Here is an 11,679-nt window from a genome sequence, read left to right on the forward strand (position 1 = left end):
TCCCGCCCACGACCTCAAGCAGGTCGTGGGCGGCTACCGGGAACGGGGTGAAATGTCATTAATCCGTTCCGCAAGGCTCGTGTGCAAACATGAGAACCGGCGCGACGACAGGAGAAAATAGTGATTCAGCAAGAGTCGCGACTCAAGGTCGCCGACAACACTGGTGCCAAGCAGATCCTGGCAATCAGGATCCTTGGTGGTTCCGGTCGGCGCTATGCCTCGATCGGGGACACCATCGTGGCCACCGTCAAAGACGCAATTCCGGGCGGCAATGTGAAGAAGGGTGACGTCGTTAAGGCTGTCATCGTTCGCACCGCCAAGGAACGTCGTCGTCCCGACGGTTCGTACATCAAGTTCGACGAGAATGCAGCAGTCATTCTCAAGACGGATGGCGAACCACGCGGAACCCGTATCTTCGGGCCCGTGGGACGCGAATTGCGCGATAAGAAGTTCATGAAGATCGTCTCCCTGGCACCGGAGGTGTTGTGAGCATGGCGAATAAGCTCAAGATCAAGAAGGGCGACCTCGTCCAGGTCATCTCCGGCGCACGCCAGTCACGTGGCGGCGACCGTGGGAAGCAGGGCAAGGTTCTCGCCGTGTACCCAGAGCGCAACCGGGTCCTCGTTGAGGGCATCAACCGCGTGATCAAGCACAAGAAGGCGACGCAGACTCAGGCCGGCGGCACTGCCGGTGGCCGTGAGACACACGAAGCCCCAATCCACGTGTCCAACGTGGCGCTCGTTGACCCCAAGGACAACAAGCCCACTCGCGTCGGATACCGCGAAGAAACCGTCGAGCGCGATGGTCGCAACAAGACCGTTCGGGTTCGCTTCTCGCGCCGCACCGGGGAGGATATCTGATGACTGAGACAACAACCAGCCGTCCGGCACCGCGCCTCAAGCAGGTGTACCGCGATGACATCGTGGCGAAGATGCAGGACGAGTTCAACTATGCCAATCCCATGCAGGTTCCCGGTCTGACCAAGGTCGTCGTGAACATGGGTGTGGGTGACGCAGCACGCGATTCGAAGCTGATCGAAGGCGCAATCAACGATCTGACTCTGATCACCGGTCAGAAGCCGATCGTGACTCGGGCGAGGAAGTCCATCGCCCAGTTCAAGTTGCGCGAAGGCCAGCCCATCGGTGCCCACGTGACAATGCGTGGCGCTCGTATGTGGGAATTCGTCGACCGTGTCATCTCCCTGGCGCTTCCGCGTATCCGCGACTTCCGCGGCCTTTCGGATCGTCAGTTCGACGGGAACGGTAACTACACCTTCGGTCTCACGGAGCAGTCGATGTTCCACGAGATCGATCAGGACCGGATTGACCGCGTCCGTGGTATGGATATCACCGTTGTGACTACAGCGAAGACCGACGACGAGGGACGTGCACTTCTGCGTCACCTCGGGTTCCCGTTCAAGACAAAATAATCGCTACGTTGCAGGTCCAAGCGCAGTTTGCGGGCGGAAACCGTAACGAGGAAGGGCTAGTGCCCAAATGACAATGACTGATCCAGTCGCAGACATGTTGACACGTCTGCGCAATGCCAACTCGGCTTACCACGAGGACGTCAGCATGCCGTTCTCGAAGCTGAAATCCAACATCGCCGAGATCCTCAAGGCCGAAGGCTACATCACTGACTGGAGCGTCGAAGACGCTCAGGTCGGTAAGACCCTTCTCATGGACCTCAAGTTCGGCCCTCACCGCGAGCGTTCGATTGCCGGCCTGCGCCGGGTCTCGAAGCCCGGACTGCGCGTCTACGCGAAGTCGACGAACTTGCCCAAGGTCCTCGGCGGACTCGGAATCGCCATTCTGTCGACGTCGTCAGGTCTCCTGACGGATCGCCAGGCCGCTAAGAAGGGTGTGGGTGGGGAAGTCCTCGCCTACGTCTGGTAAGGAAGGAGAGAAGAATATGTCACGTATTGGCAAGAACCCGATCTCCGTCCCCAATGGCGTCGAGGTCAAGATCGACGGCCAGGATGTCGCCGTCAAGGGACCTAAGGGCGATCTGTCCGTCTCCATCGCCGAGCCGATCACTGTATCGCTCGAAGATGGCGTTGTGACAGTGGCCCGTCCGAACGAGGAGCGCGAATCGCGTTCGCTGCACGGACTGTCCCGCACGATGATCAACAACATGATCGTCGGTGTGACCGAGGGCTACTCGAAGGCCCTCGAAATCGTCGGCACCGGTTACCGCGTCCAGGCCAAGGGATCGAACCTCGAGTTCGCTCTGGGCTACAGCCACTCGATCACCGTCGAACCACCTGAGGGAATCTCCTTCACGGTCGACGGACAGACCAAGCTGGCAGTTCACGGCATCGACAAGCAGCTGGTCGGAGAGACCGCTGCCAACATCCGGAAGCTGCGCAAGCCTGAACCCTACAAGGGCAAGGGTGTGCGGTATGTCGGAGAAAATGTCCGTCGCAAGGTCGGAAAGGCTGGTAAGTAGAGATGGCCTTTGGCAAAAAGGAAAGCTACGGCAAGGGCAGGGCTGCGGCCCGCAAGCGTCGTCACGCTCGTCTGCGCAAGCATGTCAGCGGAACGTCCGAACGTCCTCGCCTCTCAGTGACTCGTTCTACGCGCCACGTCTTTGTCCAGGTCATCGACGATACCGTCGGCAAGACCTTGGCATCGGCCTCCACCATGGAAGCCGACCTGCGCACACTCGAGGATGACAAAACCGGTAAGGCTCGCAAGGTTGGCGAACTCGTCGCTCAGCGTGCCAAGGATGCCGGCGTCGAAGCCGTCGTATTCGACCGTGGAGGCAATGCCTACCACGGCCGCGTGCAGGCAATCGCCGAAGGTGCCCGTGAAGGAGGATTGGCTCTATGAGCACTGAAGAGAAGAAGGATCAGCCGGCAACTGCTGAGACCCGTACGGATAACAACAGTGATCGCTCCTCACGTGGCCGCGGCCAGGGCGGTCAGGGCGGCCAGGGTCGTGGACGCGGCGAAGGCCGTGGACGCGGCGGTCGCGGTGACCGCGAAGAGAAGAGCCAGTTCATCGAGCACGTCGTCACGATCAACCGTGTGTCGAAGGTCGTCAAGGGTGGACGTCGGTTCTCCTTCACTGCCCTCGTCGTCGTCGGTGACGGAGACGGCATGGTCGGAATGGGCTACGGCAAGGCGAAGGAAGTTCCTGCAGCCATTGCCAAGGGTGTCGAGGAAGCGAAGAAGAACTTCTTCCGCGTTCCCCGCATCCAGAAGACCATTCCTCACCCGATCCAGGGTGAGACCGCTGCCGGCGTAGTCATGCTGCGTCCGGCCGCTCCGGGTACCGGCGTTATCGCCGGTGGTCCAGTGCGTGCGGTCCTCGATGCTGCCGGCGTTCAGGACATCCTGTCCAAGTCGCTGGGATCAGCCAACGCAATCAACATCGTTCGCGCGGCGATCAAGGCTCTCAAGGGCCTCGAACGTCCTGAGGAAGTCGCGGCTCGTCGTGGCCTCCCTGTGGACGAGGTCGCTCCTCACGCATTGCTGCGGGCGGCTGCAGAAGGCGGGGCGAAATCCTGATGGCAAAACTCAAAGTTACTCAGCGCAAGTCCGAAATCGGCGGAAAGCAGAACCAGCGCGATTCACTGCGCTCGCTCGGCTTGAAGCGGATCGACGACGTCGTGGTGCACGAGGATCGCCCCGAGATTCGGGGAATGATCAACGTTGTACGTCACCTTGTGACTGTGGAAGAGGTGGATTGATATGTCGAACGACTCTCTGAAGGTCCACGATCTCCGTCCTGCTCCCGGAGCCAAGACCGCCAAGACCCGTGTTGGTCGTGGTGAGGCTTCGAAGGGTAAGACAGCCGGACGCGGAACCAAGGGCACGAAGGCCCGTTACCAGGTTCCTGCCGGCTTCGAGGGTGGACAGACTCCGATGCACATGCGTCTGCCGAAGCTGCGTGGGTTCAAGAACCCCGCCAAGGTGACGTTCCAGGTTGTCAATCTTGACAAGCTGTCGGCCCTGTTCCCAGAAGGCGGCGACGTCACTGTCGCCGATCTTGTGGCCAAGGGTGCTGTGCGTCCGAAGCAGCCGGTCAAGGTTCTGGGCACCGGTGAGATCACCGTTGCACTGAACATCACTGCAGACAAGTTCTCGGGCTCTGCGCTCGAGAAGATCAAGGCTGCAGGCGGCAACGCTACCGAAGCCTGAACAGATTCCGCTCAGCGGCTCTGAGGTTTCACCGAAGGGACGGTCACTTTGTGACCGTCCCTTCGTCGTCTCTGTTTTTTCTGTCACACGGATCCGGAGGCTATTGCAGGGGAGCGGTGCAACAGGCGCTGTCGTGCAATGGTCGACGCCTCCCAGGTACCCCTCGCGGCTCGGACCGAGCGCGCAGAGCGGTCGGGTTCGGGGCAGGTGCGGCGAAACGAGATCGTCTGTCTGCGCAACGGGGGAGTGGTCGACGTGAGTCAACCGACGATCACCATTGTCGAGCACCGGTGCGCAAGGGGCCTCGGTTTCAGCCTGAGACTCATATCCTGGTAGTCTTTTGCAGGTATTTGTCTCATTCGCCGGGTCGTATATCTGCGACCCTGACTTTTCATCCCCCAACGAGGAGGACGCTTGATCGGCGCAATCCGGAGGGCCTTCAGAACGCCCGACTTGAGGAACAAACTCCTCTTCACCCTGGGCATTCTTGTCATCTTCCGACTCGGATCGTTCATTCCTTCCCCTGGCATCGATTACGCCCAGGTCCAGGAATGCGTCGCCTCCCCGCAGCTGAATTCGGGCGGGTTCGCGATGATCAACCTCTTCAGCGGCGGCGCGCTGCTGAAGCTCTCGGTCTTCGCTCTGGGCATCATGCCCTACATCACCGCCAGTATCATCGTTCAGTTGCTGCGCGTTGTCATCCCTCGCTTCGAAGCTCTTCACAAAGAGGGCGCTTCAGGTCAGGCCAAGTTGACCCAGTACACGCGGTATCTGACTATCGGACTCGCCGTCCTGAACTCGACGACGCTGGTGGCAACCGTGCGCTCAGGCGCACTCTTCGGCAAGATCGAAGGATGCGACAACCTCATCACGAACGACACTTGGTGGGGCATCACCGTTCTCGTTCTCACTTTGACCGCGGGCACCGGCCTCATCATGTGGCTGGGTGAGCAGATCACCGAGCACGGTGTCGGCAACGGAATGTCGCTGATGATCTTCACCTCTGTGGCCTCGGCCTTCCCCTCCTCGCTCGGAGCGATCCTCCGCGAGCAGGGTGCGGACATCTTCATCATCGTCCTGGCAGTCGGTCTAGTCTTGGTTGCGCTCGTCGTGTTCGTCGAGCAGTCACAGCGGCGCATACCTGTGCAGTACGCCAAACGCATGGTGGGCAGGCGGATGTTCGGGGGCACCTCGACCTACATTCCGATCAAGGTCAACATGGCCGGCGTCATCCCGGTGATCTTCGCTTCGTCCGTGCTGTACCTGCCGAGTCTGATCTCGCAGTTCTTCGATCCGCAGAGCAAATGGGTCGAGTGGATCAATACCTACTTCACCAGAGGCGACCACCCGATCTACATCGCGGTCTATGCTCTGCTGACGATCTTCTTCGCCTACTTCTACGTCGCGATCACCTTCAACCCGGAGGAAGTCGCCGACAACATGAAGAAGTACGGCGGCTTCATTCCCGGCATTCGGGCCGGTCGACCCACTGCCGACTATCTGAGCTTCGTACTCAGCCGCATCAACTTCCCCGGCTCGCTCTATCTGGCTTTCGTCGCGCTGATTCCGCTGATCGCGTTGGTTCTCATCAACGCGAACCAGAACTTCCCGTTCGGCGGCACCTCGCTGCTGATCGTGGTCGGTGTCGGCCTGGAGACCGTCAAGCAGATCGATGCACAGATGCAGCAGCGCCACTATGAAGGACTGCTTCGCTGACAGAGTCGACAGATTTCGTTTATCCATTGGAAGGACACCTTATGAGCTCACGCATCATCCTGATCGGCCCTCCCGGCGCTGGCAAGGGCACACAGGCCGCGCGTCTGTCCGAAGCGCTCGATATCCCAGCGATCTCGACCGGAGACATCTTCCGAGCGAACGTCAAGGGCGAAACGGAACTCGGCCAGCTCGCAAAGCGTTACATGGACGCGGGCGAATACGTTCCTGACGAAGTGACGAACTCGATGGTCGCTGACCGCCTTGCTCAGGACGATGCCGCCAAGGGCTTTCTGCTCGATGGATATCCGCGCACCAGCGCTCAGGTCAAGGAACTCGACCGGATCCTCGCAGCCGAGGGACACGAGATCGAGCATGTCGTCGAGCTCACAGCTGATGTCGACGAGGTCGTCGCACGCCTGCTGGCAAGGGCCCAGACCGAAGGTCGCAGCGACGACAGCGAAGAGGTCGTGCGTCACCGTCTCGACGTCTATGCCGAACAGACCCAGCCGCTGACCGACATCTACCGCGAACGCGGTTTGCTGCGCCAGGTCGACGGCCTCGGCGAGGTTGCCGACATCACCGAGCGCATCCTCGACTCCATTCGATGATCTTCGGTCCCCGGATTGAGCTGAAGACGCCCGATCAGATCGCGGCCATGCGCAGAGCCGGTCTCGTCACTCATGCGGTGCTCGAGGCGGCTCGCGCGGCTGCGGTTCCCGGAGCCACCACCGCCGAGGTGGATGCTGCTGCCGAGGCCGTCATCGTCGAATCCGGGGCCAAGTCGAACTTCAAGGGTTACCAGGGATTTCCCGCTGTCGTGTGCATCTCAGTCAACGAGGAGATCGTCCACGGAATCCCCGGTGACCGAGTTCTGAAATCCGGGGATCTCGTCTCGATCGATGGGGGTGCCATCGTCGACGGATTTCACGGCGATTCAGCTTTCACCATGGTCGTCGGAGGCGAAGAAGCAGGGTCGAGCGCCGACCTCGCCCTGTCGCGGGCCGCTGAAGAAGCCATGTGGGTCGGGATCGCAGCATTCGCCACAGGGTCGAAGGTCAGCGACATCGGCGACGCGATCGATGACCACTGCTCGGAGAAGGCTCCCGACTTGGGACTGGTTGAGGAATTCACCGGTCATGGAATCGGCACTGCGATGCATATGGCGCCGGACGTTCTGAACTATCGGTCGGGCTCCCATGGTCCGAAGATCAAACCGGGAATGTGCTTGGCGATCGAGCCGATGCTCACTGCAGGCAGTTCGGAAACCGTCACGCTCGCTGATGACTGGACCGTCGTCACCGCTGACGGGTCGCGGGCGAGTCACTGGGAGCACAGTGTGGCTCGACATGACGGGGGAGTCTGGGTACTCACTGCTGAGGATGGGGGAGTCGCCGGACTGGCGCCCTTCGGAATCACGCCTGTGCCTCCGCGGGGCGCCTGAAGTAGAACGGTTGAGGCCGCCGGCGGTTAGGCTGTCCGCTGTCTGTTCTTGAGCTGGTTCGTCGTGACGATGTACATGAAGACGAAGAGCGCCGAGGCGGCCATCAGGCTCAAGGCGAACATCCAGGCCACGGTTTCCTGGATTTCGAATCCCGCGAGCGAGAACGCGCAGAACGCAATGAACGCCGTGATTGCTCCGGTCAGCACGGCCGTCGATCGTGCGATCTGATAGACCTGCTTATTGTTTTCGTACCGCATGTCATCCATGGCATAGCTCCTCGTGCTCGTGACCGATTGGTCATGGTGTCTGTCGGGGAGGATCCCGACAGGGTTTTTGTGCTTTCACGTTAGGATCTGCTCATGACAGGTGTCCATCGCGGTACGAAACGTGGCGCAGATGTGGGTGATCGATATCGGCTCACGCGAATTGCGTTCGACGTCGTCTCGGTCTTCGGATGCCTCAGAGCCCGGGGTGTACCGGGCCCTGTCATCGTCAATGTCCTCGCTGAGCACGGCTACTCGACGTCGAGTGTGCACAATCAGCTCGTGCGAATGGTGCACCGCGGCATCCTGTCCTCTGAGAAGTTCGGACGCGTCTCGCTCTATCGACTCAGTGAACGGATGCTTTCCGGGTTCCTGTACATCGCCGGCGAACGCAGTGCGCCGGAGTTCGACGGCAGGTTCTATGCTGCTGTGTACTCGATTCCGGAGTCGGCGCGGATGCTGCGTGATCGCTTCCAGTACGTGGGCCGGATGCTCGGCTACCGGCAGCTGCGCCCCGGTTTGATGCTGGCCTTCGTTGACCGAGGGCGGGATATGGCCGCCCAGCTGCCGGATGTCGACGGTCCCAGCTGGTATGAGTTTGTGACTCTCGAGCCCGGCAGCTTCGAAGCCGCACAGAGGATGACGTCACAGGCATTCGAGCTCGAAGCAGCGACGAGTGTACTGCCGACGCTCGAGGCTGAACTTTCAGCGTTGAGTAACGGCGGGCAGACACCGGGAGGCGGACGGCAGGACCTATCGCTGACGAAATTCTTCGACCTCTACTATGAAGTCTCCCGCGCGGTGATGACCCATCCGATACTGCCGGCGAAGCTGGTCGGGGCGAATCAGCCTGCTGTGCGATTCCGGACTCTCATGGACAGGTGCAATGTCGAATACTACTTGCGGTTCAATGATCGAGTCCTCGATATCGCACGTGGATCCTCGTCCTTCGACATCATTGAGTGGCTACCGCAGGACTGACCATGGACGCCTTGAGCGTCCCTGTAGTCAGGAATCCCCGTGTCGCTCAGGGAGCCTGCGTCGCTCAGGGTGTCCGCGTCGGGCTCAGAGTGCGGCGGCGATACGTTGCACCGCTTCGGCGAGCAGCGGGCGGGGGAGGGCGAAGTTGAGGCGGATATGCCCGGCCCCGACCTCACCGCACAGGCGCCCCTCGGTGATGGCGACCTTCGCGCTGTCGTTGAACTGGTCTGCCAAGCCGGTCTCGAGGCCGTACCCGCGCAGGTCCAGCCATGCCAGGTAGGTTCCCTCAGGGGGAAGGAACGTGGCGTTGGGAAGCTGAGCGCTGATGAGATCCGTCAGCAGATCACGGTTGCCTTTGAGGTAGGAGATGACTTCCGCCAGCCAGTCCCGGCCCTGCGTATAGGCTGCGGTCGTGGCGAGGATGCCGGCATTCGACGCTGCGCCGGAGACGAAGTTTCCCTTCTGAGCCCAGATCTCACGGTCTGCTGGGCTGGTGAGGATGAGCTGCGCGCACTTGAGCCCCGGAATGTTGAAGGCCTTCGACGCCGCTGTTGCTGTGGCTGTGTGCGCGGCGGTGGTTTCGTTCACGCTCGCATACGGTACGTGCTGGGCAGGTTCGTAGACGAGCGGGGCGTGAATCTCATCGGAGAACACTCGCGCGCCATTGCGGTCGACCACCTCGGCGAGGGCTAACAGCTCCTCACGGGTGTACACCTTGCCGATCGGGTTGTGGGGGTTGCACAGCACGAGGGTTGCCCCAGGCGCCAGCGCGGCGTCGATCGCCTCGAGGTCGGCTGCCCAACCGGTCTCAGACCGGATCATGGGAACTTCGATGAGTTCACGGCCGGTGACCCTCGCGACGTCGAAGAATGGCATGTACGCAGGCGTGGGCAAGACGATGGGAGTCTCTGCGGGAGTGAGGAACTGCAGAACGCCGAGGAAGCCTGCGAGGACATCGCTGGCCAGCTCGATGTGCTCCGTGGGCACACTCCAGCCGTATCGGTCGGCATGGAAAGACGCGGTGGCGGACTTGAGATCGGCGACGATCTGAGTCGGTGCGTATCCGAAGAGATCGCGTTCGTCCATCTCCTGCAGCGCCTGACGGATGCCCGGAGCGACGCCGAAGTCCATCTCGGCGATGAAGGCGCCCAAGCTGCCGGGGAAGCTCGACCATTTGCGGCCGCCCTTGGCGACGAGCGAGTCTTCTGTGATCGAGTCGAAATCCTGCATGGCGATGAGTCTCCTTCGACGATTGTGAACCTGAGTTCCTGTGCCGCTCCGCCGGGCGATTGCCCAGAGTACCTACAGCAATCACGCTAGCAGGGCCGCAGGGCGCTGCGCGGAGTGGCCGACATGTGACGACACAGCTGTCGCACACGCGTCACATGGCGACTCAGTCGATTTTGCGGCAAGTTCAGTTGCATTACGAATTGGTAACGAAGAAGATGAAAAATCTCTGAGTGTTATCTGTACGTTACTATAGCGGTCATGACCCACATCACAATTCAGGGGTCTTCGCGTGTTCTGGGAGCGTCGATCATCGGCGCTTCCATGCTGTTCGCAGGCAGTCTGCCTGCTCTTGCCGCAAGCCCGTCGGAGTCCACCGATTCTCACCAGTCCACCCACTCAACCTCCTCTGAATCGTCGGAGGGAGGTGCTCCAGCGACAGGGCCGTCTGCTCAGGCGGAAGACCTCGAGATCGTGCTCGGCATCGACAGTGACGTCGAAGCCGGTGCCGATCTCGTCATTCCGGTCTCGTTGACAACCGAGGGAGAAGCATCGACGACGCTCAAGATCGTTCACGCTTCGAACAATGAAGTCGTTGCGGGAACCGAGACCATCGTCGAGGGACAGGGGAAGTCTCTCGAAACGGAAATCGACGGATCTGGTCTGATTCCAGGCACCTATGTCGTCAAGACCGATGACGAGCTCAAGACCAGCCGCGCCTTCACTGTAGTCAGTGCGGAGTCCGGCGAACCGAGCCCCTCTGAGACTGCCGCCGGCGATAACGCTGATGGCGCTGTGGCAGGAAGCGACGGGGAGGACTCCGGGGAGTCGGCGCAGCCTGATGAGCCTGACAGCGCCGATGACTCGGAAAAGGTCGATGCCGCCGACGCTGATGGCTCCGAGGCCGACGAATCCGATCTCGACGAGTTCTATCCGAAGCTGGCCAAAGAGCTCTTCCGCCAGGACGACGGCACCTACACGATCCCCGACCCGGAGAAAGGCGCCAAAGGGGCCGGCAACATTCCCTCCGGCCTGGGCTCCTACTACAACCAGGACGTCGATCTGAGTGCTGAGAACTGCACGAAGCTCGGGCAGCCCGACTACACCGAGAGAATCGGACGCACCCCGGAATGTGGGTACATCATCGCGCCCGTCGATGCGAAGAACCCGAAGGCGGGGAATATCGCCATCGCCATGATGAAGGTGCCTGCCGGAAAGATCGTCAACGGCAAATTCCAGAAGACCGAATCTCAGGGAACCGTAGCTTGGAACCCTGGCGGACCAGGCGGATCGGGTATGAACCTCGGTGTGGTCGGGGCTCTCTACGAGCCGGACCTCGCCGCGAATTTCGATCTCGTCGGGTTTGATCCGCGCGGTACAGGCGCGTCCCTGCCGGTGTCTCAGTGCTCGACCGATGAGCAGCTCGATGACGACCGCGCGGAGGACGCTTGGGCTGGCGATCGTGACGACGCCGAGGACTTGCTGAACAAGCAGTACGAGCGATTCGCCAACGATTGCATCAAGAACACCGGCAAGCTCTTCGACCTCGGAGAAGGCAGCCAGGAGAACCTGATGAAGCACCTGGGCACCTGGGATGCCGTCGGCGATCTCGACATTATCCGCTCGACCAGCCAGGATGCGAAGCTCGACTTCGTCGGTTTCTCCTACGGAACCCGTCTGGGCTATGTCTACGCGCAGAAGTTCCCGAAAAATGTGGGCCGCTTGGTTCTCGACGGAGCAGTCGATCCTGGCAACGTCGAGGCGTACAAGGCGCTCAAGGACATCAACAAGACACCGCAGGTCTACCTCGATACTAGGGCGTGTCTCCTTTATTGACCATTCCAGGACTGGCACGGTGGAGACGTGACTACACAGCAACGACACCGAGTCTTCACTGATGAGCAGTG

At 60.7% G+C, this 11,679-nt stretch carries 16 protein-coding genes; 14 read left to right on the plus strand and 2 right to left on the minus strand.

Features of this window, described 5'->3' with window-relative positions:
* Window positions 1–120: 120 nt before the first annotated feature.
* The 12 genes from rplN to map all read left to right on the plus strand — a co-directional run bounded on the left by rplN (window position 121) and on the right by map (window position 7,301).
* The gene (rplN, locus tag MPN20_RS16425; RefSeq protein WP_009883559.1) at window positions 121–489 is read left to right on the plus strand and encodes a 50S ribosomal protein L14; all 369 of its coding nucleotides are present in this window, start codon (window positions 121–123) and stop codon (window positions 487–489) included.
* Window positions 490–491: 2 nt separating this feature from the next.
* Window positions 492–860, plus strand: a complete 369-nt coding sequence (rplX, locus tag MPN20_RS16430) for a 50S ribosomal protein L24 (protein WP_242783883.1) — start codon at window positions 492–494, stop codon at window positions 858–860.
* Window positions 860–1,429, plus strand: coding sequence for a 50S ribosomal protein L5 (rplE, locus tag MPN20_RS16435; RefSeq protein ID WP_242783885.1), 570 nt, complete (start codon window positions 860–862; stop codon window positions 1,427–1,429). The genes rplX and rplE overlap by 1 nt, the downstream gene beginning before the upstream one ends.
* A 67-nt stretch (window positions 1,430–1,496) precedes the next feature.
* Complete coding sequence (gene rpsH, locus MPN20_RS16440) at window positions 1,497–1,895, plus strand: 30S ribosomal protein S8 (RefSeq protein WP_242783887.1); 399 nt, start codon at window positions 1,497–1,499, stop codon at window positions 1,893–1,895.
* Between the two features lie 16 nt (window positions 1,896–1,911).
* Window positions 1,912–2,448: a 50S ribosomal protein L6 gene (rplF, locus tag MPN20_RS16445; RefSeq protein WP_242783889.1), complete on the plus strand. Its 537-nt coding sequence runs from the start codon at window positions 1,912–1,914 to the stop codon at window positions 2,446–2,448.
* Window positions 2,449–2,450: 2 nt separating this feature from the next.
* Window positions 2,451–2,831: a 50S ribosomal protein L18 gene (gene rplR, locus MPN20_RS16450; RefSeq protein ID WP_242783891.1), complete on the plus strand. Its 381-nt coding sequence runs from the start codon at window positions 2,451–2,453 to the stop codon at window positions 2,829–2,831.
* Window positions 2,828–3,511: a 30S ribosomal protein S5 gene (gene rpsE, locus MPN20_RS16455; RefSeq protein WP_242783893.1), complete on the plus strand. Its 684-nt coding sequence runs from the start codon at window positions 2,828–2,830 to the stop codon at window positions 3,509–3,511. The genes rplR and rpsE overlap by 4 nt, the downstream gene beginning before the upstream one ends.
* Window positions 3,511–3,693, plus strand: coding sequence for a 50S ribosomal protein L30 (gene rpmD / locus MPN20_RS16460; protein ID WP_230746697.1), 183 nt, complete (start codon window positions 3,511–3,513; stop codon window positions 3,691–3,693). The genes rpsE and rpmD overlap by 1 nt, the downstream gene beginning before the upstream one ends.
* Window position 3,694: 1 nt before the next feature.
* On the plus strand, window positions 3,695–4,144 hold the full coding sequence (rplO, locus tag MPN20_RS16465) for a 50S ribosomal protein L15 (protein ID WP_242783895.1): 450 nt from the start codon (window positions 3,695–3,697) through the stop codon (window positions 4,142–4,144).
* A gap of 414 nt (window positions 4,145–4,558) precedes the next feature.
* Window positions 4,559–5,860: a preprotein translocase subunit SecY gene (gene secY, locus MPN20_RS16470; RefSeq protein ID WP_242783896.1), complete on the plus strand. Its 1,302-nt coding sequence runs from the start codon at window positions 4,559–4,561 to the stop codon at window positions 5,858–5,860.
* Between the two features lie 41 nt (window positions 5,861–5,901).
* On the plus strand, window positions 5,902–6,468 hold the full coding sequence (locus MPN20_RS16475; RefSeq protein WP_242783897.1) for an adenylate kinase: 567 nt from the start codon (window positions 5,902–5,904) through the stop codon (window positions 6,466–6,468).
* Complete coding sequence (map, locus tag MPN20_RS16480) at window positions 6,465–7,301, plus strand: type I methionyl aminopeptidase (protein ID WP_242783898.1); 837 nt, start codon at window positions 6,465–6,467, stop codon at window positions 7,299–7,301. The genes MPN20_RS16475 and map overlap by 4 nt, the downstream gene beginning before the upstream one ends.
* 26 nt (window positions 7,302–7,327) lie before the next feature.
* Here the strand turns inward: map and MPN20_RS16485 are convergent, their stop codons facing one another.
* Window positions 7,328–7,567, minus strand: coding sequence for a hypothetical protein (locus MPN20_RS16485; protein WP_242783899.1), 240 nt, complete (start codon window positions 7,565–7,567; stop codon window positions 7,328–7,330).
* A 93-nt stretch (window positions 7,568–7,660) separates the two neighbouring features.
* On the opposite strand from MPN20_RS16485, the gene MPN20_RS16490 reads away from it, so the two are divergent.
* Window positions 7,661–8,545 carry a PaaX family transcriptional regulator gene (locus MPN20_RS16490; RefSeq protein ID WP_242783900.1) on the plus strand — a complete coding sequence of 295 codons (885 nt, stop codon included), beginning with the start codon at window positions 7,661–7,663 and terminating at the stop codon, window positions 8,543–8,545.
* An 84-nt stretch (window positions 8,546–8,629) separates the two neighbouring features.
* On the opposite strand, the gene MPN20_RS16495 is transcribed toward MPN20_RS16490, so the two are convergent.
* Window positions 8,630–9,775, minus strand: coding sequence for an aminotransferase class I/II-fold pyridoxal phosphate-dependent enzyme (locus tag MPN20_RS16495; protein ID WP_242783901.1), 1,146 nt, complete (start codon window positions 9,773–9,775; stop codon window positions 8,630–8,632).
* 258 nt (window positions 9,776–10,033) lie between these two features.
* Between MPN20_RS16495 and MPN20_RS16500 the strand changes: the two genes are divergently transcribed.
* A complete protein-coding gene (locus tag MPN20_RS16500; protein WP_242783902.1) occupies window positions 10,034–11,608 on the plus strand; it encodes an alpha/beta fold hydrolase in 1,575 nt (524 codons plus the stop codon).
* Window positions 11,609–11,679 lie beyond the last annotated feature (71 nt).

Origin of the sequence: Brevibacterium sp. ZH18 (assembly GCF_022748595.1) — a bacterium.
Lineage (GTDB): Bacteria > Actinomycetota > Actinomycetes > Actinomycetales > Brevibacteriaceae > Brevibacterium.